A 23,080-nucleotide genomic window follows, 5' to 3' on the forward strand; every position below is an offset into this window, starting at 1 on the left:
TCAGAAAGACTCGTCGCTGCGGCGTGTCAGGACTTCCACGCCGTCAGCTGTGACCAGCAGGGTGTGCTCCCACTGTGCGGACAGGCGGCGATCGGCAGTTTCGACAGTCCAGCCGTCCCGTTTGGATAGTTTGACCTGACGTTTGCCGGCATTGATCATGGGTTCGATGGTGAAGGTCATCCCTTCATGTAGAAGTTCGCCGGTGCCGGCCTTGCCGTAATGCAGTACCTGAGGGTCTTCATGAAATTCACTGCCGATGCCGTGGCCGCAGTACTCACGTACTACGCTATAGTGGTTGCTTTCTGCATGGCGCTGGATAACTTCGCCGATGTCGCCTAAACGTGCGCCGGGTTTGACCAGTGCTATCGCCTTGTAAAGACATTCCTGGGTGATTTCGCAAAGACGCTGGGCATGCTCGGCAACCTTGCCGACATAAAACATCTTGCTGGTATCACCATAATAGCCATCCTTGATGACGGTGATATCGATGTTGATGATATCACCATCTTTGAGCGGTTTGTCATTGGGTATTCCATGACAGACCACCTGGTTAACTGAGGTGCAGATAGATTTCGGAAAGCCGTGATAATTCAGTGGGGCCGGAATGGCTTGTTGCACTTGGGTGATATAGTCGTGACATATCTGGTTGAGTGCATTGGTCGTAACCCCGGGTTTGACATGGGGTTCGATCATTTCCAGTACGTCTGCAGCCAGTTTGCCTGCAATGCGCATCTTTTCAATTTCATCCGGTGTTTTCAGGCTGATACTCATGGCTCTGTTTATTTCCTGCTTGATCGAAGGTCATTATTTCGTCAGTCGTGAGCTCTATTGTAGCGAATAACTGAGTGGAGTGATAAGGGTTAGGCAGTTCACAAAATCAACTTTAAATATGGGTTGGGTTGTGGTATAAAATGCGCTCCAAAAAATCCGTGCTTTGCACACTTAACACACACACTTACCGGCACAGGCTTTCTGGGTGCTGCCTCTGGCAGTGGGAAGATGGGGTAGGTGGAGGTTAAACCCAATTATAGGAAATCTTTGAAATGGCAAAAGTTTCAATGCGTGACCTGCTGAAAGCAGGCGTACACTTCGGTCACCAGACACGTTACTGGAACCCGAAAATGAACAAGTTCATCTTCGGTGCACGTAACAAGATTCATATCATCAACCTGGAGCACACCCTGCCAGCGCTGAATAATGCACTGGATGTGGTACACAATATGGCTTCCAACAAGAACAAGATTATGTTCGTTGGAACCAAGCGTGCTGCGGGCAAAGTCATCCGTGAAGAAGCTATGCGTGCTGGCATGCCTTACGTCAACCATCGCTGGTTGGGTGGCATGCTGACCAACTATAAAACCATCCGTCAGTCTATTCGCCGTCTGCGCGATCTGGAAGCCATGTCTCAGGATGGTACCTTCGACAAGCTGACCAAGAAAGAGGCGCTGATGCGTGCTCGTGAAATGGAAAAGCTGGAGCGTTCCATCGGTGGTATTAAAGAGATGGGCGGTCTGCCTGATGCGCTGTTCGTGATCGATGTTGATCATGAGCGTATCGCGATCAACGAAGCAAACAAGCTGGGTATCCCTGTTATCGGTGTTGTTGATACCAACAGCAATCCGGATGGCGTGGATTACGTTATTCCAGGTAACGACGATGCATTGCGTGCGATTCAGATCTATGCGCGTGCAATTGCAGACGCTTGCATTGAAGGTCAGGGTAAAACTGTAGCTGACAAGAGCGAGTTTGTTGAAGTCGAAGAGACTGCAGCTGAGTAATCAGTTTGTAAGCCTGATATGACAGGCTAGGCAATTGTCAGAGGGGGAGCGGTGCTCCCCTTTTTTCGATCAGAGTTAATGATTAATTGAGTGTTGAGGATACTAAGATGGCGAATATCTCTGCTGCGATGGTTAAAGAACTGCGTGAGCGTACCGGTCTGGGCATGATGGAGTGCAAAAAAGCACTGGTAGAAGCTGAGGGCGACATCGAAAAAGCGATTGATGATCTGCGCAAGTCATCCGGTATGAAGGCTGCTAAAAAAGCAGGTCGTACGGCTGCTGATGGTGTGGTCGCGCTGCGTGTTGCTGATGACAACAGCTATGCGGTTATTGTTGAAGTCAACTCTGAAACAGATTTCGTTGCCCGTGATGACAACTTCCTGGGCTTTGTTGATAAAGTGCTGGCTAAAGCGTTTGCTGACAAGCAGACAGATGTTGCTGCGCTGATGGCGGGTGAGCTGGAAACTGCTCGCGAAGCGCTGGTGCAGAAGATCGGTGAGAACATTTCTGTTCGCCGTGTATTCCTGGTTGAGGGTGCAATGGTTGATGGCTATGTCCACAGTACGAATCGTCTGGCTGCCGTTGTTGCGCTGACGGCAGGTACTGCTGATGTGGCGCGCGATGTGGCAATGCATGTGACCGCGGTTAACCCGCGTGTTGCCAAGCCTGAAGATATGCCACAGGAAGAGCTGGCGCGTGAGAAGGATATCATCATGGCTCAGCCTGACATGGAAGGTAAGCCACAGGAAATCAAAGAAAAAATGGCGATGGGTCGCATCAAGAAGTTCCTTGCTGAGAACAGCCTGGTTGAGCAGGCGTTCGTCAAAAATCCTGAGCAGACGGTTGGTCAGCTGGTTAAGGCGGCAGGTGCTGACGTTGTCTCCTTTATCCGTGTGGGTGTGGGTGAAGGTATCGAAGTTGAGAAGAAAGACTTCGCAGCTGAAGTGGCTGAGCAGCTGAAAGGCTGATTCATTGGTTGTACTCTGCTGAGCCGACCGCTTCATGATTGTCGGTTCAGTCTCTGGACCGGGCAAGCGTTGCGCTGTGCCCGGTTTAGTTGTGGGTAACACCTTGGCGCTTTAAAAAAACTGCGTAATTGCGCCGTTTTCGAGTACACTGTGGCAACTTATTAAGTGCGGAGAACCTATCGATGCCGAGCGCTGATAAACAATCCAGATATAAACGAATTCTGCTCAAGCTCAGCGGTGAAGCGCTTTTGGGGGATGAGAATTTCGGCATCGACCCTAAGGTACTTAACCGTATGGCACTGGAAATCGGCCAATTGGTCGGTATCGGTGTGCAGGTTGGTATTGTGATTGGTGGTGGTAACCTGTTCCGTGGTGCAGCCCTGAGTGCTGCGGGCCTGGACAGGGTTACAGGTGACCATATGGGTATGCTGGCTACGGTCATGAATGCCTTGGCGATGCGAGACGCTCTTGAGCGTTGTAATATTGCCACGCGCGTTATGTCTGCGATTCCGATGTCGGGTGTGGTGGATCATTATGATCGCCGTAATGCCATGCGCTACCTGCGTCAGAATGATGTCGTTATCTTTGCGGCGGGTACCGGCAATCCATTTTTTACCACGGATTCCGCAGCCTGCTTGCGCGGCATTGAGATAGAAGCCGATGTGGTGGTGAAAGCAACGAAAGTGGATGGTGTTTACACCGCGGACCCGATGAAGGATCCGACGGCGAAACGTTACAAGCACTTGAGTTTTAATGAAGTCTTGGATAAACAGTTGGGCGTCATGGATATGACGGCGATCTGTCTGACACGTGATCATGATATGCCGGTACGTGTGTTCAATATGAATAAACACGGTGCGCTGGTGAATCTGGTGATGGGTGGAGATGAAGGTACGCTGATTGATGCGGGACCTGCTGCAGGAGAAACCTATGCTGAGTGAAATTACAAAAGACGCTGAAGTGCGTATGGCCAAAAGCATTGACGCTTTGGTGGAAAACTTTAAAAAGATTCGTACCGGACGAGCACATCCCAGTATTCTGGACAGTGTTCAGGTGTCCTACTATGGATCTATGATGCCGATTTCCCAGGTGGCGAATATCACCGTTGAGGATTCACGTACCCTGACCATTATTCCCTGGGAAAAGAAAATGGTTCCAGAGGTGGAAAAGGCGATCATGAAATCGGATTTGGGTATCAATCCGAATACATCCGGTGATGTGATTCGTGTGCCCATGCCTGCATTGACACAGGAAACGCGTAAAGGCTTCATCCGTCAGGCGAAGGCTGAGGCTGAATCGGCCAAGGTTGCGATTCGTAATATCCGCCGTGATGCAAACGGTAGTATCAAGGATCTGCTCAAAGAAAAGTCGATCAGTGAAGACGAAGAGCGTCGTGGCGAAGATCAGGTTCAGAAACTCACCGATAAGTTTGTATCGGAAGTGGACGCATTGCTGGCTCAGAAAGAGTCAGATCTTATGGAAATTTAATGTATCTGCCGGAGCGCGGGGTTGATGCCCCGCCACTCGTCTTATGTCCACATCTGCAAGTCAAATAACCCCTGTTGCAGTGCCACGGCATGTTGCCATTATTATGGATGGTAATAACCGTTGGGCGAAGCAACGCCATCTGCCTGGCCTTGCGGGTCACAAGGCGGGAGTCAGCAGCGTACGGCAAACCATTGAGGGTTGTGTTGAGCTGGGAGTTGAGGTGCTGACGCTGTTTGCGTTCAGTAGTGAAAACTGGAAGCGTCCCGAAAATGAAGTGCGCGGTCTGATGGATCTGTTTATGCTTTCATTGGATCGAGAGGTTAAAAAACTGCATCGTCATGGCATCCGTCTACGGATTGTCGGGGATCGCAGTCGCTTTTCTGAGCGCTTGCAGGCGCGTATGGCGGAAGCCGAGGCCTTGACCGCAGGCAATCAGCGACTGTTGCTGAATATCGCCGCCAACTATGGGGGGCGCTGGGATATTGTTCAGGCTGCCAGGTATATGGCTGAAGCCTGTGTGGAAGGGCGCTTGTCTGTTGATCAGATGGATGAAGCCTGCTTTGATCGGTATACCGCCTTGGCGGGTGTACCGGAGCCGGATCTCTGTATTCGTACAGGGGGGGAGCAGCGCATCAGTAATTTCCTGATTTGGCAGATGGCGTATACAGAACTGTTTTTCTGTGACTGTTACTGGCCGGACTTTGGCAAGGCCGAGTTGCACCAGGCTATTGAAAGTTATGCTTGCCGGCAGCGACGATTTGGAAAAACATCAGACCAGATAGAGGCGTGAATTAGTGCTGAAACAACGCGTGATAACAGCCCTGGTGTTGGGTGTACTGGTTTTGAGTGCAGTGCTCTGGGCGCCGGTTTGGTTGTTCTCGCTGTTGGTTGCAGTCGCAACCCTCTACGGGGCCTGGGAGTGGTCTAATTTCTGTCGCTTTCGTCGTCAGGGGCGTATTGCCTATGTGGCTCTGGCAGCTGCGTTGATATTGTTGCTGACCTGGCTGGGTTCACCGGCACTGCTTGCAGGCCTGATGTGGTTGGTGGGCTTTTTCTGGTTGTTGGCTGTGGTCATGGTGTTGCGTTATCCGGAAGGGTTGCGCTGGACCGGGAGCCTGCCTAAGTTGGTGATTGGCTTGTGGGTGCTGGTTCCGGCCTGGGCGGCTCTGAGTGAAATCAAAGCGCTACCAAATGGTGAGTGGCTAATTCTGTTACTGTTATTTCTGGTATGGGGGGCGGATACAGGGGCCTACTTTACCGGACGTAAATATGGCAAGCGTAAACTGATGCCGCGCGTCAGCCCGGGAAAAACCCTGGAGGGATTGCTGGGTGGTCTGCTGACCTGTGTGGCCATTGGTCTGCTCTATGCTGTGTTACGTGAACTTTCATTCCTGTCTACGGTCTTTTTGATACTGTTGGCGGTATTGACCGCTGTCGCTTCTGTGCTCGGTGATCTGTTTGAAAGCATGTTCAAGCGTGAGCGTGGTATTAAGGATAGTGGTACTTTGTTGCCGGGTCATGGAGGGGTGTTGGACCGTATCGACAGTCTGACGGCTGCGGCACCTGTTTTCCTGCTGGGGTTGATGTATTTTCCGCTGTTGTAACGAATCACCTTGGCTGAGCTGGAGTAATTAATGGGCTTGATCCAGACCTTGTTGGCAACGCTGGTCACTCTGGGCATCCTTGTGACTATTCATGAATGGGGGCACTACTGGGTTGCGCGTCGATGTGGCGTGCGTGTATTGCGCTTTTCTGTCGGATTTGGCAAGCCGCTGTTCTCCTGGCGTGGTAAAGATCAAACAGAATATGTCATTGCGGCCATTCCATTGGGTGGCTATGTCCGTATGCTGGATGAGCGTGAAGATAATGTACCGCCTGAGTGGCAAGGGCAGGCGTTTAATACCAAGCCTGTGCTGCAGCGAATCGCCATTGTAGCGGCAGGCCCTCTGGTCAATTTGTTGTTTGCTGTGCTGGCTTACTGGCTGTTGTTTGTTGTCGGCACCAGTGTGGTGATTCCTAAAGTGGGTGAGCTGCGTCCAGGCTCGCCAGCTGCACTGGCCGGCATGCAGTCAGGTGAAGAAATAAAATCTATCAATGGCTTTCGTGTCGATTCGTGGGATCAGGTGAATCTGCGCCTGGCTGCTCTGATTGGTGATACGCGCATCATTGAGATAGAAGCGGCTGAGCCGGGGCGAAGCGAGCGCCGTTATCAGGTCGCGTTAAATGATTGGCGTGTCGATCTGGAGCGTGAGTCCCCGGTCAGTGCGTTGGGGTTTATTCCCTGGCGTCCGGATGTGGCGCCAGTGCTGGGTCAGCTGCTGGACGATGGTCGTGCTGCGCAAGCAGGCTTGCAGACGGGTGATCGCATTGTCAGTTTGAATGGTGAGCCGGTTGCCAGTTGGCAGTGGCTGGTAGAGCAGGTTCAGCAACATCCTGAGCGTAGTCTGAGTCTGGGTATAGAGCGCGGTGATCGAGAGCTGGTACTGGACGTGACGCCAGCAGCCCGTGCCGGTGAAGATGGCAGTGTGTCTGGTTTTATCGGTGCCGGGGTGCAAACGCCGGAGTGGCCGGATGAAATGTTGCGCGAAATACGTCATGGACCTGTTACGGCACTGGTCATGGGAGTGGAGCGTACTGGTCAGATGATCATGTTGACGCTGGATTCGATTCGCAAGATGATCGTTGGCATCATCTCGGTGAAAAACTTGAGTGGACCGATAACCATTGCTAAAGTGGCGGGAGATTCCGCCGCCTCCGGGCTGGAAACCTTTATCAGTTTTTTGGCGTATCTGAGTATCAGTCTGGGTATACTGAATTTGTTGCCAATACCGATGCTTGATGGTGGTCATCTGATGTATTATATGATCGAGCTGATCAGAGGTAAGCCAGTCAGTGAGCAGGTGCAACTCCTGGGTCTGAAAATCGGGATGTTCCTGTTATTCAGTCTTATGGCATTGGCTATTTTTAATGATCTGGCACGCCTGTAAGCAGGTATTCACAAACCGACGGACTAACTGAAAGTATCAACACCATGAAGCGTACGCTAATTCTGATCCTGATCTCTTTGCTGTGGGTGGCTCAGGTACAGGCCAATCCTTTGCCTTTTGTTGTCAGTGATGTTCGTGTCGAGGGCTTGCAACAAGTCGACCCCGGAACCGTTTTCCGGAATTTCCCGATTGCTGCCGGTGATCAGGTGGGTGCTGCGGAGCTTTCTTCAGCTACACGTCAGCTGTTTCGTTCAGGCTACTTTGATGATGTTCAGTTGAATCGTGATGGCGATGTGCTGGTACTGGTACTGCGCGAGCGTCCCGCTGTAGCGATTATTCGTATTGACGGCAACAAGGCGATCAAGACCGATCAGTTGCGCGAAGGTTTGCGTCAGTCCGGGTTGCAGGAAGGCGACGTATTTCGCCGGGCGACTCTGGATCAGATCGAGCTCGATCTGATGCGTGTCTATGCATCTCAAGGTCGTTATGGTGCAGATATCAATACCCAGGTCGAAACCCTGCCGGGGAACCGCGTCGCGTTGAATATCAACATTACGGAAGGCCGTATTGCGACCATTCAGCATATCAATATTGTCGGTAATGAATCCTTTTCAGACTCTGAACTGACCGATCTGTTTTCATTGAAACTGCCGAATTTCTGGTCTTTTTACACCAAGTCAGATCAGTATTCACGGGAAAAGCTGGCCGGTGATCTGGAGCGTTTGCGCTCTCATTATCTGGACCGTGGGTACATTAACTTCTCTATCGACTCAACACAGGTCTCGATTTCACCCGACAAGCAGGACGTCTTCATTACTGTAGGTATTACTGAAGGTCAGCAGTATCGTGTCGGTGAAGTAATCATGGTTGGTAATCTGGTGGTGCCGGAAGATCAGTTGCTGAGTAAAATGAGTCTGGGTGAGGGTGATGTGTTCTCCCGCCGTGAAATGACGGATTCTCAGGAGCGTCTGGAGCGTTTGCTGGGTGATCAGGGCTACATGTTTGCCAATGTGAGTCCGATTCCTCAGGTGAATGAGCAAGACGGTACCATCTCATTACGCTTTTTCATTGAGCCGGGTAAGCTGACGTATGTACGTCGCGTGCTGGTACGTGGTAACAGTCGTTCGGCCGACGAAGTGGTGCGACGTGAAGTTGAGCAGATGGAGGCAGCAATTGTCTCTACCAGCGCTATTGAGCGTTCCAAGCAGCGTCTGGAGCGTACTGGTCACTTCCGTACGGTGAATGTTGAAACCCGTCCGGTACCGGGTACTGATGATCAGGTTGATATTGAGTTTGCTGTAGAAGAACAACAGTCCGGGCAGTTAACGGCCAGTGTTGGTTTTTCTCAGAGTGAAGGTATTATTCTGCAGTTCGGTGTGGCACAGGAAAACTTCCTGGGTACAGGTAAGAGCGTTGACTTCAATATTTCCAACAGCTCGACCCTGCGTGAGTACCGCTTCAATTTCCTCGATCCCTATTTCACCGTGGATGGTGTCAGCCGAGGCTACAACTTCTACTACCGCGAAGAAAACTTTGATGAAGATGATCGTGGTGACTACAACACGGATGGTATCGGTGGCGGTATTACCTTCGGTTATCCGATCGATGACTACCAGCGTTTGAGCTTTTCCGGGGATGTTGAATACCTGCGACTGAAACCAAACGATATCTTTGTAGATGGCGATTCTTATAAAGCTATTCGTGAGTATATTGATAGAAATGGCGATGATTATCTCAATGTAAAACTGACGGCTGGCTGGAGTGATAATCGTCTGAACCGTGGCTTCTTCCCGACACGAGGCTATGCGCAAGGGGCTACACTGGAAGTGTCTTTGCCGGGTAGTGATCTTGAATACTACCGGGCACAGTATAATAACCGCCTCTATTGGCCTATCAATGATGATGAAACCTGGATAGCGGCGCTGCGTGGGCGTGTTGGTTACGCTGATACCTATGGCAGTGACAAGGATTATCCGTTCTTCAAAAACTTCTATGCCGGTGGTCTGAATACTGTGCGTGGTTTTGAAGCCAACACTTTGGGGCCCCGTTATAGTAGAGGGGCAAACAGTTCACGTGCCCGGTCAATGGGTGGTAACGTGTTGGTGGCTGGTAGTGCCGAGTTGATTTTCCCGACACCTTTCCTGCGTGACAACAGCAGCTGGCGTACTCTGGTATTTATGGATGCCGGTAATGTGTTTTCGACCAAGTGTTTGACAGTGGGTGGGTCTAAGCCTGCTAACTGTGTTGAGGGGGTCGATTTTGGCGAGCTCCGCTATTCTGCCGGGGTTGGTTTGAGCTGGTTGACACCGATTGGTCCGCTGTCGATTTCACTGGCCAAAGCCCTGAACAGCAAAGATGGTGATGAAACCGAGGTGTTCCAGTTCGTACTGGGACAGACATTCTGATATTGAGGTCATGATGAAAGTTAAAGCGTTCGCGTTTGTCGTATTGTTGTGCTGCAGTAACTGGGTAATGGCGGATAAGGTGGTACGTGTGTTGGGCGTGCAGGAGGCATTGCTCAGCTCTCGTGCTGCCAATGATTTTCGTGCGCAACTGGAGCGTGAGTTCGCCAGCGAAGAAGCGGCTTTGATGGATCTTGAGCGTCAGGCTGTCGCAGCCCGAGACCGGATGCAACAGAACCGTGGTCTGGTATCGGATGAAGAGTTTCATCAGTTGGGTTTGCAGTTCGAGAAAGCCTATCTTGAGTTTCAGGGGCGTGCCGAACAGATGGGACAGCGTCGTATGGAGCGTGAAGAAGAGTTTCTGACGCAGATGCGTCCCAAATTGGATCAGGCAATTCGGACCTTGATCGAAAACGAGAATATTGAAGTCATTGTTGCCAAGCAGGCGACGGTATACACCAGCAGTGCAGTGGATATTACCCCACGTGTTATTGAACTGCTGAACCAGCAGTAACTCGCGTGTATATCCTGAATGAGCTGGTAGAGCGGGTCGGCGGACAGCTGATTGGTGATGGTACGCGTATCATCCGCAGTCTGGCGACGCTGGAAGACGCGGGCCCAGAGCAGCTTTCTTTCTTTGCCAATCCGCGTTATTTGAAACAGCTCCGGGCTTCCCGCGCCGGAGCTGTGCTGGTTCAGGAGAAAATGTCTGGTGACGTTTCGGGCGCGGCCATTCTGGTTGCAGACCCTTATCTGGCCTATGCACAGCTGAGTCAGTTATTTGATTGGCGTGCCGGACCGGTTCCGGGAATTCATGCCAGCGCTGTTGTGCACCCCAGCGCACAAGTGCATCCGACAGCCGAAATTGCAGCCCAGGTGGTAATCGGAGAGCGGGCAATTATTGAGGCAGATACCTATATTGGCCCCAATACGGTAATTGGTCGTGATTGTCGCATTGGTGAGGCGAGTCGTCTGGAGGCCAGTGTAGTACTGTATCCGGACGTGTGGTTGGGCGAACGTGTGATTGTACACAGTGGCAGTGTGTTGGGAGCCGATGGTTTTGGTTTTGCCCGGCATCAGCAGCGTTGGGTAAAAATCTATCAGAGTGGCGGTGTACGCATCGGTGATGACGTTGAAATTGGTGCAGGTGTCACCATTGACCGTGGAGCACTGAGTCCGACGCGTATTGAGCGTGGCGTCAAGCTGGATAATCAGATCCAGATAGCCCATAACGTGGTGATTGGTGAGGATTCTGCCATTGCCGGTTGTACCGGTATTGCCGGCAGTACCCGCATAGGCAAGCGTTGTACACTGGCTGGAATGGTCGGTGTTACCGGGCATTTGCAGATTGCTGATGATACGCATATCACCGCCATGTCGTTGGTTAGCAAGTCAATCAATACTCCGGGTGCTTATTCTTCAGGCACCGGGCTGGAACCCCATCAGCAGTGGAAGCGTAATGTTGTGCGCTTTCGGCAATTGGATGAATTAGCAAAACGGGTGCGTTCGATTGAACTCACTCAGGCCGATAAGACTGAATAAGGTTATTGAAACATGATGGATGTAAAAGAGATCCGCAAATACCTGCCACACCGCTATCCTTTCTTGTTGGTGGATCGTGTCATTGAGCTGGTGCCGGGTGAGTCAATCGTGGCGATCAAAAATGTCACGGTCAATGAACCTTTTTTTAATGGCCACTTCCCTGATCATCCGGTGATGCCTGGTGTACTCCTGGTTGAGGCTATGGCTCAGGCAGCGGGTGTGCTGGGTTTCAAAACCATGGACAAGACACCTGAAGATGGTTCGATTTACTACTTTGTGGGTGCGGATGATTTGCGCTTCAAGCGTCCTGTTGTGCCGGGCGACCAGGTTCGCCTTGAGGCGCAAGTGCTCTCTGAGCGTCGTGGTATCTGGAAATTTGCAGTTAAAGCCAGTGTGGATGGGCAGATCGCCTGCAGTGCGACGATTCTCTGTGCAGATCGGAAGGTATGAGTTTGATACACCCAACAGCAATTATTGACCCGGCTGCAGAGCTGGGACGTGATGTGGAAGTTGGTCCCTGGACCTGGATCGGTGCCGGGGTGGAAATTGGTGACGGATGTGTCATAGGTTCGCATGTCGTCATCAAGGGGCCGACCCGCATAGGACGCCACAACCGTATTTTCCAGTTCGCCAGTGTAGGTGAAGAGTGCCAGGACAAAAAATATCGGGGTGAACCGACGCGTCTTGAGATAGGCGATCACAACGTTATTCGTGAAGGTGCGACGTTGCATCGTGGCACGATCCAGGATCAGGGACTCACCCGTATCGGCAGCCACAATTTGTTGATGGCTTACACCCATGTGGCGCATGACTGTATCGTCGGCGATCAGGTCATACTGGCGAACAATGCAGCCCTGGCAGGCCATGTTCAGGTTGATGACTTTGCCATTCTGGGTGGTTTTACTGCAGTACATCAGTTCTGCCGTATCGGCGCACATGTCATGTGTGGTGCAGGTACGGTGGTGCTGAAGGATATCCCTGCCTATGTGATGGCGAATGGTAATACGGCGAAACCTCATGGTATCAATACCGAAGGGTTGAAGCGTCGGGGTTTTTCTGCAGAAGCGCTGACTCAGTTAAAACGTGCTTATAAAATTGTCTATCGTCAGGGATTAACCCGCGAGCAAGCCTTGCCCGAGTTACAGGCACTGGCGGACAAAGAACCCGCTGTACAGCTGCTGATTGAGTCCTTGCAACAATCATCACGCGGCATCATACGCTAGGAGTTACAGGTGACAGTGCCTCTACGGATTGCAATGGTGGCCGGTGAGGCCTCAGGCGATATTTTGGGTGCCGGTTTACTGCAGGAACTGCAGCAGCAGTTTCCGGGTCTTCAGGCCGAAGGGATAGGTGGAGAGTTGATGCTGGCTCAGGGCTTTGACAGTCTCTATCCTTTGGAGCGTCTGTCGGTCATGGGATTGACTGAGGTGTTGGGGCGTTTGCCTGAGCTGCTGCGTATTCGTCGTCAACTGGTGCGCCGTTGGCGTGATAACCCGCCAGACCTGGTGATAGGCATCGATGCTCCTGATTTTACGCTGGGATTGGAGCGACAGTTGCATGACGCCGGACTGACAACTGTTCACTATGTCAGCCCCTCAGTCTGGGCCTGGCGCCGGAAACGGGTGGTATCGATCAAGCGCGGTACTGACCTGATGCTGACATTGCTGCCTTTTGAAGCAGAGTTTTATCGACAGCACCAGCAGCGTGTTGCTTTCGTTGGTCATCCTCTGGCAGATCAGTTCCCCTTGCTACCGCAGACCGCAGAAAATCGTGCGCGTCTGGGGATTGATGCCGATGCGCGTGTCGTGGCGCTGTTACCTGGCAGTCGTGGTGGTGAGGTTAGTCGGCTGGCAGAGCCTTTTCTGCAGGCAGCACGCCTGTTGCATCAGCGTTTCCCCGAGTTACAGTTTCTCTTGCCTGCCGCGAATACATCCCGTTATGACACACTGGAACAGCTGATTGACGAGAAGTTTGCTGATCTGCCTGTGCAGTTGTTACTGAAGCGTTCAGGTGAGGTCATGGCTGCTAGTGATGTCATCCTGATTGCATCGGGTACGGCGACGCTGGAAGCGATGTTCTGCAAAAAGCCCATGGTAGTGGCCTATCGCTTATCGGGACTGACCTATCAGATTCTCTCACGTCTGGTGAAAAGCCCCTGGATTTCCTTACCTAATCTGTTGGCTGGTGAAGGGCTGGTGCCGGAAATTTTGCAGGATGCAGTAACACCTGAGCGCTTATGTCAGGAAGTGACTCATTGGTTGGAAAGCCCCCAGGCCTGTCACGATCTGGCTGAACAGTTTACAGCGTTACACCAGACATTACAGGGTGGCGCCAGTCGTCGAGCCGCTCAGGCTATTGTTGAGTTGTTGAAAGATAAGCAGGTGCAAAATGTCTGAGCTGCAGCAGTATGTTGCCGGGGTGGATGAAGTCGGGCGGGGGCCCTTGGTGGGGCCGGTGGTTGCCGCAGCAGTCATTCTCGACCCGGCGCGTCCTATCGACGGCCTGGCAGACTCCAAAAAACTCAGTGAGAAGCGTCGTAATCAGCTGGATCAACTGATTCGTGAGCGCGCGTTGGCTTTTGCGGTGGCCAGTGCGTCCGTGGTCGAGATTGATAAGTTAAATATTCTGCATGCCAGTCTGTTGGCTATGCGTCGAGCTGTTGAGCAGCTCTCTCTGCGGCCAGATGCGGTGCTGGTAGATGGCAACCGCTGTCCGGAACTGGATCTGCCATGCCAGGCTGTCGTTGGGGGGGATGCCCTGCATGCGAATATCAGTGCTGCTTCTATTCTGGCCAAGGTCGCACGGGACAAAATGATGTTGGAACTGCATCAGAGCTACCCGGATTATGGCTTTGACCAGCATAAAGGCTATCCGACACGGGCGCATCTTCAGGCGCTGGAGCGTTTAGGGCCTTTAACAGAACATCGCCGCAGTTTCAGACCCGTCCGCCAGTTGTTGCAAGGAGAGGTCTGATATGAACCAGCAGCCTTTTATACATTTACGCGTACACAGTGAGTATTCGCTCTACGATGGCCTGGTTAAGGTCAAAAAACTGGTTGCCGTAGCAGCTGAACAGCAGATGCCAGCAGTCGCTTTAACTGACCAGACTAACCTGTTTGCCCTGATCAAGTTTTATAAAGCTGCATTGGGACAGGGAATCAAGCCGATCTGTGGTGTCGATCTATGGGTCGTCCATCCTGAGGATGATGGTGCCGAGCCCAGTCGGTTGACGCTTCTGGCGCGTAATGGCCGGGGATATAAAAACCTGATGGAGCTGGTGTCACGTGCCTATGCTGAAGGCCAGACGTTGCAATCCGAACGTGCGCTGGTGCGTCGTGAGTGGGTCAAGGAAAAGGCTGAAGGGCTGATCGCTTTGTCTGGCGCTGGCCGGGGTGAAATTGGCAGAGCTCTGCTTGATGGGCATGATGAGTCCGCTGAATTATTGTTGCGTGAGTGGATGGAGGTCTTTCCCGATGCCTTCTATCTGGAAATACAGCGCACCGGGCGACCCGGTGATGAAGAGTTGGTGCATGCCAGTGCTGTGTTGGCCAGCCGGGAGAATTGTCCTCTGGTTGCCACCAATGAGGTGATGTTTCTCTACCCTGAAGATTTTGAGGCGCATGAGGCGCGAGTCTGTATTAACCAGAGCCGCACCCTGGCCGATCCATCACGGCCGCGTGATTACTCGGAGCAGCAGTATTTTCGTAGCAGTGCAGAAATGGCGGCGCTGTTTGCAGATCTGCCTTCGGCTGTTGAGAATACCCTGGAGATTGCCCGGCGCTGTAATATCGAGATTGAGCTGGGTACCTACTATCTGCCTGAGTATCCTATCCCGGAAGGGATGACCATGGATGAGTTTTTCCGTCTGGTGTCGGCGGAAGGGCTGGATTTTCGTTTGCAATCTATCCTGGATCCGGCTGATCCTGAGTATGCTGCCAAACGCCAGGTGTACCTGGATCGTCTGACCTTTGAGCTGGATATTATTATTCAGATGGGATTCCCGGGGTATTTCCTTATCGTTATGGATTTTATCCAGTGGGCCAAGGATAACGATATCCCTGTGGGTCCAGGGCGGGGCTCTGGTGCGGGTTCACTGGTCGCCTATGCGCTGAAAATTACCGATCTGGATCCGCTGGAATACGATCTGCTGTTTGAGCGATTCCTGAATCCTGAACGTGTCTCCATGCCTGACTTTGATATCGATTTTTGCATGGATAACCGTGACCGGGTCATTGATTATGTAGCGGACCGTTATGGTCGTGATGCGGTGTCGCAGATCATTACCTACGGCACCATGGCGGCCAAGGCGGTTGTACGTGACGTTGCGCGAGTGCAGGGCAAACCCTTTGGTTTGGCTGATCGCTTGTCAAAAATGATTCCGTTTGAAGTCGGCATGACGCTGAGCAAGGCGATTGAGCAGGAGGCTGTGCTCAAAGAGTTTATTGACAGCAATGAAGAAGCGGCTGAAATCTGGGAGATGGCGCTGAAGCTGGAGGGTATTACCCGTAATGTGGGTAAGCACGCTGGAGGAGTGGTGATTGCACCGACCCGCCTGACGGACTTTTCAGCGACCTACTGTGATGAGCAGGGCCAGGGCCTGGTCACTCAGTACGACAAAAATGACGTGGAAGAAGCCGGTCTGGTCAAGTTTGACTTCCTCGGATTGCGCACGCTGACGATTATCGATTGGGCGCTGAACACCATCAATACGCTGCGGCGGCGTCAGGGAGAGGAGGATCTGGCGATCGAGTCGATCAACCTTGAAGATGCTGAAGTGTTCAAGCTGCTCCAGCGGGCTGAAACGACGGCGGTGTTCCAGCTGGAGTCCTCGGGGATGAAGGATTTGATCCGTCGTCTTCAGCCGAGCCGCTTTGAAGACATTATCGCTCTGGTGGCTTTGTTCCGACCCGGACCCTTGCAGTCCGGCATGGTGGATGACTTCATCAATCGTAAGCATGGGCGTGCGCCTCTTGCCTGGCCTCATCCGGATTATCAGCTCGACAGCTTGCAGCCAGTACTGGAGCCGACCTACGGGATTATCCTCTATCAGGAACAGGTCATGCAGATCGCTCAGGTCATGGCGGGTTACAGCCTGGGTGAAGCGGACTTGCTGCGTCGAGCCATGGGTAAGAAAAAACCGGAAGAGATGGCCAAACAACGTCAGTTCTTTCTGGATGGTTCCGTTAACCAGGGGATCAGTGTTGACCTGGCGGGTAATATCTTTGATCTGGTGGAAAAATTTGCCGGGTACGGCTTCAATAAATCCCACTCGGCGGCGTATGCGCTGGTCTCCTATCAGACGGCCTGGCTGAAAACCTATTATCCTGCGCCTTTTATGGCTGCCGTACTGTCTTCGGATATGCAGAACACCGACAAGGTGGTGATCTTCATCGAAGAGTGCCGGCAGATGAAGTTGAAGGTGAATCTGCCTGACGTGAATGCCAGTGAGTTCATGTTTACCGTGAATGATGCCGGTGAAATTGTCTACGGGCTTGGAGCCGTTAAAGGGGTGGGCGAGGGCCCGGTGGAAGCGATTGTCAGTGCTCGTCAAACAGGCGGTCCTTTTAAAGATCTGTTTGATTTCTGTGATCGAGTCGGTGTCAAGCGACTGAACAAGCGGGTCATGGAAGCGCTGGTACGTTGTGGTGCGCTGGACAGGCTTGGCCCCAGTCGAGCGGTGCTCTGGCAGGCAATAGGTGCCGCATTGCAGTCTGCTGATCAGGCTGCTCGCAATGCGGATGCCGGTATGCTGGATCTGTTTGGTGAGGTGATTGCCGAGCAGCCGCAAGATCCCTACGCCGATTTCACTCAGGTACGTGATTGGAGTGACAAGGAGCGTTTGCAGGGCGAAAAAGAGACCCTGGGGCTCTATGTGACGGGGCATCCGATTGATGAGTATGAGCCTGAACTGTCTCGCCTGGTGAGTCGTAAGCTGGTGGATATTCAGCCGCAGCGGGGTCGCAGCCAAAAGATGGCGGGCCTAGTGGTGGACTTGCGCATCAAGAAGACCAAGAAAGGCGATAATCTGTGTATTGTGATGCTGGATGATCGCAGTGCGCGGATGGAAATTACCCTGTTTGGTGATGTTTATGATGCATCCCGTCACCTGGTTAACAAGGATGTTGTGCTGCTTATCGAAGGCGAGGTTGCGCCGGATGAGTACAATGGCGGTGTTCGTGTTCGCGGGCAGAGCGTCATGAGTGTGACGCAGGCCCGTGCTCGCCATGCCAGTCATATAGAAGTCTCTTGTGATGCCTCGGTATTGACGCCCTCAAAGTTGCGGCAGCTGGTGGATTGCCTGGCTCCCAGTCGACAGGCGCAGGACCGGATTCCGTTGGCGCTGCGCTATCGTCGTGAGGATGCCGAAGGTGATCTTCGATTGGGCAGTGACTGGCATCCAGAGCCTTCAGATGAGCAGCTGATTGCACTGAAAGAGCTGTTTGGTAATGATGCCGTGCGTCTGGCATGGCCAGACGCCTGACGGCTGTTGTCAGCACAGGGCTACTTGTCAGGCTGGTGATCGAGAAGCACAGCAGGTAAAATCCCTGCCTAATTGAATTTTAATGTTTGACTAACGCAGAACTGGAAGCGCATGAATCCAAATTACCTCGATTTTGAACAGCCTATTGCCGAGCTGGAAGCCAAAATCAATGAGTTACGCCATGTAGGTGAGGGTAATGCAGATCTGAACCTGTCAGAAGAGATCAATAATCTGCAGGAAAAGAGTCAGCGGTTAACCCGATCCATCTTTAACGATCTGAGCGCCTGGCAGATCTCTCAATTGTCTCGCCATCCTCAGCGCCCCTATACGCTGGACTATCTGGCGTTGGCGTTTGATGACTTTGATGAGATACATGGCGATCGTCACTTTGCAGATGATCCAGCTATCGTAGGCGGGATTGCCAGACTGGATGGTGTGCCGGTAGTCGTGATCGGTCATCAAAAAGGCCGTGAAGTGAAAGAGAAAGTGCGTCGTAACTTCGGTATGCCGCGACCTGAAGGTTATCGCAAGGCCTTGCGTATTATGGAAATGGCAGAACGTTTCCGCTTGCCTGTGCTGACCTTCATCGATACACCGGGTGCCTATCCCGGGATAGATGCCGAGGAGCGTGGTCAGTCTGAAGCGATTGCCTTCAATCTGGCAAAAATGTCGCGCCTGCGTACCCCGATTATTTCCACTGTTATTGGTGAAGGGGGGTCTGGTGGCGCCCTGGCGATCGGCGTATGCGATGAGCTGCTGATGCTGCAGTATGGCACTTACTCGGTTATCTCTCCTGAAGGCTGCGCCTCTATTTTGTGGAAAAGTGCCGAGCGTGCTTCGGATGCGGCCAAGGCGATGGGGATCAATTCTGAACGCTTGCATGAGCTGGGACTGGTTGATCGGGTCATTCCTGAGCCGTTAGGTGGCGCACACCGTCATCCGGCCGACATGGCTGCCAGTCTGAAAGTGCAGCTGCAGGCATCGCTGGAACGTCTGGGTCAGCTGGATCTGGATACTCTGATCGAACGCCGCTATGAGCGTTTGATGTCCTATGGGGTTGGCTCTATCTGAGCCAGCCTGTCGTGCCCGGTATGCTGACACCAGTCTCCTGTCTGGCAAGCTTGCCGAGTCGCTATCCCGGGATCCGCCGCTGGTGTATTGCATTCAGTGGCGGTATGGATTCCCATGTGCTGTTATTTGCTGCTGTCCAGGCTCTGCCGGATGCCTCCTTGCTTGCCCTGCACATCAATCATCAGTTGCAACCTCAGGCTTCGGCCTGGCAAGTACATTGCCAGCAGGTGGCCGCGCAGCTGAACGTGCCGTTCAAAGCGCTGCAAGTATCACTGTCTTCAGCGTCAGAACAGGCCGCCCGAGAGGCGCGCTATGCGGCATTTGAGCAGGTGTTGCAGCCGGGTGACGGGTTGCTGATGGCGCATCATGCCGGGGATCAGGCTGAAACTCTGTTATTCCGCCTGTGTCGGGGTACGGGTGTGGCCGGTCTGGCTGGTATGCCAGAAGCCCGACCGTTGCAGCAGGGTATGCTGCTGAGACCCTTTCTGGCATTGTCCCGTCAAATGCTGCAAGACTGGGCAGTAGAGCAGGGGCTTCAGTGGATCGAAGACCCCAGTAACAGTACGTTGCACTATGATCGTAACTATCTGCGTTTGCAGGTTCTGCCCGCGCTGACAGCGCGCTGGCCCGCGCTGGTCAGTCGGCTGACAGAAACAGCTGGACATATGTCAGAAGCTCAGTCGCTGCTCAATGAAATGGCGCTTGCTGATCTGCAACTGTGTCAGGAGCGCCCGGAAGTGTTGCTCCTCCCGGTCCTGCAGCATCTGAGTCAGCCGCATCAACATAATCTGTTGCGCTATTGGTTGGCCAGTTGGGGGGTGCGTTTGAGTGAAACCCGGTTACGGCAGCTGAAGCAGCAGTTTTTTGTGACGGCTGAGAACCCGGAGCGTGAGTTGCGCCTGTCGCCGGACGTGTTCCTGCGTACCTATCGGCAGCGCTTGTTCCTGTGTCCTGCATCCCGGGTGGTTGAGCCGCTGGATCGTCTATTGACGCCTGAAGATTGCAGTTTGACACTGCCTTCGGGGCGGCTGCTGCTACCTGACGAGTTGTTGCAGACAGAGCAGCCCTTAAGGCTCAGTTATCGACGTGAGGGCGACCGGATTCGCCCTGCCGGACGCCAGGGGCAGCGCAAATTATCACAGCTGTTTCAGGAGGCCGGTGTGCCGCCCTGGCTGCGCGATACCTGGCCTATTATCCGCGATGCTGAAGGGGTTCTGTGGGTTCCGGGTCTCTGTTATGACATGCGTTGGCAGAAAAAAACAGCTTCAATGGGTCGCTGGCAACCTTTTGGATTGTCTGGAGAGCCATTTTTTGTTAGTCTGCAATACCATCTTGACCCCTCCTAAAATCACGACTTTTACAGGTTTCGCATGACGCGGTATATATTCGTCACAGGCGGTGTAGTGTCCTCACTGGGCAAAGGTATTGCCTCAGCTTCACTGGCAGCCATTCTTGAGGCCCGCGGTCTCAAGGTCACTATGCTTAAGCTCGATCCATACATTAACGTGGATCCGGGTACTATGAGTCCATTCCAGCATGGAGAGGTTTTTGTTACCGATGACGGTGCCGAGACCGACCTGGACCTTGGACACTATGAACGCTTCATTCGTACTACCATGACGCGTCGTAACAATTTCACCACCGGACGTGTGTATCAGCACGTGCTGCGCAAGGAGCGCCGGGGTGATTATCTGGGGGGGACCGTTCAGGTTATTCCTCATATTACCGATGAAATCAAACGCCGAGTTGTCGAAGGCGCCAGCGGGGCAGATGTTGCCCTGGTGGAAATCGGCGGTACAGTCGGTGATATTGAATCACTGCCGTTCCTGGAAGCTGTGCGTCAGCTGCGTATTGAAGTGGGTGCCAATAACGCCCTGTTCATGCACCTGACACTGGTGCCTTATATTGCCACGGCTGGTGAAACCAAAACCAAACCCTCTCAGCACTCGGTTAAAGAGTTGCGCTCTATCGGTATTCAGCCCGATATTCTGGTGTGCCGTTCTGAGCAGGCTTTACCAGCGTCGGCGCGCCGTAAACTGGCGATGTTTACCAATGTTGAAGAGCGTGCGGTAATTTCCCTGCCGGATGCGCGTTCGATCTATTCAATCCCGCGCATGCTGTTCGAGCAGGGTCTGGATGACATCGTTGCAGACCGTTTCCGTCTTGACTGTCCGGTCGCCGATCTGCAGGAGTGGGACCGTGTCGCGGACTGTTTCCTGAATCCGGAAGGTGAAGTGCGTATCGCCATGGTGGGCAAGTACATGGAGTTGCTGGATGCGTACAAATCGCTGATTGAAGCGATTACGCATGCAGGTATCGCGCTGCGTAAAAAAGTACGTATTGAATATATCGATTCCGAGCGCGTTGAGCGTGAAGGCACGGCTATTCTGGAGGGCGTTTCAGCCATACTGGTGCCGGGCGGCTTTGGCGAGCGTGGTGTGGAAGGTAAAATTCTGGCGGCCCGCTTTGCGCGTGAGAACAAAGTGCCCTATCTGGGTATCTGTCTGGGTATGCAGGTGGCCGTGATTGAATATGCCCGTCATGTGGCTGGGCTGGCACAGGCAAACTCAACCGAATTTGACAAGCATTCGGCACATCCGGTGATCGGCTTGATCACTGAATGGGTGGATCTGGATGGCAATGTCGAGCAGCGCAGTGCCGAAACTGATCTGGGCGGGACCATGCGCCTGGGTGCACAGGTCTGTCATCTGGTTGAAGGCTCGCGTTCAGCGCAGATGTACGGTGCGACCGAGATACGCGAGCGTCATCGCCATCGTTATGAAGTGAATAATCACTACGTCCCTCTGTTGGAAAAAGCCGGGTTACTGATTGCCGGTCGTTCAGCAGACGGTGAGTTGGTGGAAGTGGTTGAGGTACCTGATCATCCCTGGTTTGTGGCCTGCCAGTTCCATCCGGAGTTCACTTCGACCCCTCGCTATGGACATGGTTTGTTTACAGGCTTTATCCAGGCGGCTTTGGATTACAGTGCATCGGTCTGATGCATACAGGATATGAGCGTTATTTACCCATTTAATCGGAGAGTATAAGTCATGGCAAAGATTGCTGATATCAAGGCGCGTGAGGTTCTGGATTCGCGTGGCAACCCAACCGTTGAAGCGGATGTCATTCTGGACTCTGGCGTTATTGGCACGGCTTGTGCGCCCTCTGGTGCTTCAACCGGTTCTCGCGAGGCGCTGGAACTGCGTGATGGCGATAAGTCACGTTACCTGGGTAAAGGTGTACTGAAAGCAGTAGCTGCCGTGAACAGCACGATTCGTGAAGCTCTGCTGGGCATGGATGTTACGGATCAGCGTGCGCTGGATGGAAAAATGCTGGCGCTGGACGGGACAGAAAACAAGTCTGTGCTCGGTGCCAACGCCATTCTGGCGGTATCACTGGCAGCGGCAAAAGCGGCAGCTGTTGCTAAAGGCGTCCCTCTCTATGCACATATTGCTGATTTAAACGGTACTCCGGGGCAATACTCCATGCCTGTGCCCATGATGAATATTCTGAATGGTGGCGAACATGCTGACAATAACGTTGATATTCAGGAATTCATGGTTCAGCCGGTGAACTTTACCTGCTTCAGTGAAGCCTTGCGTTGTGGTACCGAAATCTTTCATGCATTGAAGGCAGTGCTGAAAGCGCGTGGTTTGAACACGGCTGTGGGTGACGAAGGTGGTTTTGCACCGAACCTGGGTTCCAATGAAGAAGCGCTGGTTGTGATTCGTGAAGCGATTGAAAAAGCGGGCTATGAGCTGGGCAAGGATGTGACGCTGGCGCTCGACTGCGCTGCTTCTGAGTTCTACACCGCAGGACAATATGATCTGGCTGGAGAAGGTCAGGTATTTGATTCAGCAGGTTTTGCAGACTATCTGAAGAGCCTGTCTGAGAAATATCCGATTGTATCGATTGAAGATGGCATGGATGAGTCAGACTGGGCCGGTTGGGCAGACCTGACACGCAAGATCGGTGACAAGGTCCAACTGGTTGGTGATGACCTGTTTGTGACCAATACCAAGATCCTGCAGGAAGGTATTGAAAAGAATATCGCTAATTCAATACTGATCAAATTCAATCAGATCGGTTCTCTGACTGAAACGCTGGATGCGATTCGGATGGCTAAAGAAGCAGGCTATACTGCAGTCATTTCGCACCGTTCAGGTGAAACTGAAGATACGACTATTGCTGATCTGGCTGTAGGTACTGCTGCGGGACAGATTAAAACCGGCTCTTTGTGTCGTTCTGACCGTGTGGCCAAGTATAACCGTCTGCTGCGCATTGAAGCTGAGCTGGGTGATCAGGCGATCTATAACGGTCTTGCTGAAATCAAAGGCCAGGCCTGATGAGCTGTTCCGGGGAA

Annotated in this window: 20 protein-coding genes; 19 read left to right on the forward strand and 1 reads right to left on the reverse strand. The window is 52.7% G+C overall.

Annotation, left to right across the window (positions count from 1 at the left end; all coding sequences use genetic code 11):
* Complete coding sequence (gene map, locus ADINL_RS05325) at positions 1-783, reverse strand: type I methionyl aminopeptidase (RefSeq protein ID WP_275574404.1); 783 nt, start codon at positions 781-783, stop codon at positions 1-3.
* Positions 784-1,043: 260 nt separating this feature from the next.
* Here map and rpsB point away from each other — a divergent pair, with 260 nt between their 5' ends.
* From rpsB to eno, 19 genes are all read left to right on the forward strand, one after another.
* Entirely contained in the window at positions 1,044-1,778 is a 735-nt protein-coding gene (rpsB, locus tag ADINL_RS05330) for a 30S ribosomal protein S2 (protein WP_036544648.1), read from the forward strand.
* A 107-nt stretch (positions 1,779-1,885) separates the two neighbouring features.
* A complete protein-coding gene (gene tsf / locus ADINL_RS05335) occupies positions 1,886-2,746 on the forward strand; it encodes a translation elongation factor Ts (protein WP_036544650.1) in 861 nt (286 codons plus the stop codon).
* Positions 2,747-2,928: 182 nt separating this feature from the next.
* Positions 2,929-3,687 carry a UMP kinase gene (gene pyrH / locus ADINL_RS05340; RefSeq protein ID WP_036544652.1) on the forward strand — a complete coding sequence of 253 codons (759 nt, stop codon included), beginning with the start codon at positions 2,929-2,931 and terminating at the stop codon, positions 3,685-3,687.
* Entirely contained in the window at positions 3,677-4,234 is a 558-nt protein-coding gene (gene frr / locus ADINL_RS05345; protein WP_036544654.1) for a ribosome recycling factor, read from the forward strand. The genes pyrH and frr overlap by 11 nt, the downstream gene beginning before the upstream one ends.
* 103 nt (positions 4,235-4,337) lie before the next feature.
* On the forward strand, positions 4,338-5,024 hold the full coding sequence (gene uppS / locus ADINL_RS05350) for a polyprenyl diphosphate synthase (RefSeq protein ID WP_239644336.1): 687 nt from the start codon (positions 4,338-4,340) through the stop codon (positions 5,022-5,024).
* A gap of 4 nt (positions 5,025-5,028) precedes the next feature.
* The gene (locus ADINL_RS05355; RefSeq protein WP_036544656.1) at positions 5,029-5,838 is read left to right on the forward strand and encodes a phosphatidate cytidylyltransferase; all 810 of its coding nucleotides are present in this window, start codon (positions 5,029-5,031) and stop codon (positions 5,836-5,838) included.
* A 30-nt stretch (positions 5,839-5,868) separates the two neighbouring features.
* Complete coding sequence (gene rseP, locus ADINL_RS05360; protein ID WP_036544659.1) at positions 5,869-7,221, forward strand: sigma E protease regulator RseP; 1,353 nt, start codon at positions 5,869-5,871, stop codon at positions 7,219-7,221.
* Positions 7,222-7,265: 44 nt separating this feature from the next.
* Entirely contained in the window at positions 7,266-9,626 is a 2,361-nt protein-coding gene (gene bamA, locus ADINL_RS05365; protein ID WP_036544661.1) for an outer membrane protein assembly factor BamA, read from the forward strand.
* A gap of 10 nt (positions 9,627-9,636) precedes the next feature.
* Positions 9,637-10,137, forward strand: coding sequence for an OmpH/Skp family outer membrane protein (locus ADINL_RS05370; protein ID WP_051632583.1), 501 nt, complete (start codon positions 9,637-9,639; stop codon positions 10,135-10,137).
* A gap of 5 nt (positions 10,138-10,142) precedes the next feature.
* Positions 10,143-11,165, forward strand: a complete 1,023-nt coding sequence (gene lpxD / locus ADINL_RS05375) for a UDP-3-O-(3-hydroxymyristoyl)glucosamine N-acyltransferase (protein ID WP_036544666.1) — start codon at positions 10,143-10,145, stop codon at positions 11,163-11,165.
* Between the two features lie 12 nt (positions 11,166-11,177).
* Positions 11,178-11,615 (forward strand): 3-hydroxyacyl-ACP dehydratase FabZ, encoded by a 438-nt coding sequence (gene fabZ, locus ADINL_RS05380; RefSeq protein WP_084154403.1) that lies wholly within the window; start codon positions 11,178-11,180, stop codon positions 11,613-11,615.
* 2 nt (positions 11,616-11,617) lie between these two features.
* Positions 11,618-12,388 (forward strand): acyl-ACP--UDP-N-acetylglucosamine O-acyltransferase, encoded by a 771-nt coding sequence (gene lpxA / locus ADINL_RS05385; protein WP_420835593.1) that lies wholly within the window; start codon positions 11,618-11,620, stop codon positions 12,386-12,388.
* A 9-nt stretch (positions 12,389-12,397) separates the two neighbouring features.
* Complete coding sequence (gene lpxB, locus ADINL_RS05390) at positions 12,398-13,561, forward strand: lipid-A-disaccharide synthase (RefSeq protein ID WP_084154404.1); 1,164 nt, start codon at positions 12,398-12,400, stop codon at positions 13,559-13,561.
* Positions 13,554-14,138, forward strand: coding sequence for a ribonuclease HII (gene rnhB / locus ADINL_RS05395; protein WP_036544672.1), 585 nt, complete (start codon positions 13,554-13,556; stop codon positions 14,136-14,138). Before lpxB ends, rnhB begins: the two co-directional genes overlap by 8 nt.
* A gap of 1 nt (position 14,139) precedes the next feature.
* Positions 14,140-17,646 (forward strand): DNA polymerase III subunit alpha, encoded by a 3,507-nt coding sequence (gene dnaE / locus ADINL_RS05400; RefSeq protein WP_036544674.1) that lies wholly within the window; start codon positions 14,140-14,142, stop codon positions 17,644-17,646.
* A gap of 111 nt (positions 17,647-17,757) precedes the next feature.
* Positions 17,758-18,717: an acetyl-CoA carboxylase carboxyl transferase subunit alpha gene (gene accA, locus ADINL_RS05405; RefSeq protein ID WP_036544676.1), complete on the forward strand. Its 960-nt coding sequence runs from the start codon at positions 17,758-17,760 to the stop codon at positions 18,715-18,717.
* Between the two features lie 20 nt (positions 18,718-18,737).
* Positions 18,738-20,063: a tRNA lysidine(34) synthetase TilS gene (gene tilS, locus ADINL_RS05410; protein WP_051632584.1), complete on the forward strand. Its 1,326-nt coding sequence runs from the start codon at positions 18,738-18,740 to the stop codon at positions 20,061-20,063.
* Between the two features lie 24 nt (positions 20,064-20,087).
* Positions 20,088-21,716, forward strand: a complete 1,629-nt coding sequence (locus ADINL_RS05415) for a CTP synthase (RefSeq protein ID WP_036544678.1) — start codon at positions 20,088-20,090, stop codon at positions 21,714-21,716.
* A 51-nt stretch (positions 21,717-21,767) separates the two neighbouring features.
* Complete coding sequence (gene eno, locus ADINL_RS05420; protein ID WP_036544679.1) at positions 21,768-23,063, forward strand: phosphopyruvate hydratase; 1,296 nt, start codon at positions 21,768-21,770, stop codon at positions 23,061-23,063.
* Positions 23,064-23,080 lie beyond the last annotated feature (17 nt).

It is taken from the genome of Nitrincola lacisaponensis, assembly GCF_000691225.1.
GTDB classification, from domain to species: domain Bacteria; phylum Pseudomonadota; class Gammaproteobacteria; order Pseudomonadales; family Balneatricaceae; genus Nitrincola; species Nitrincola lacisaponensis.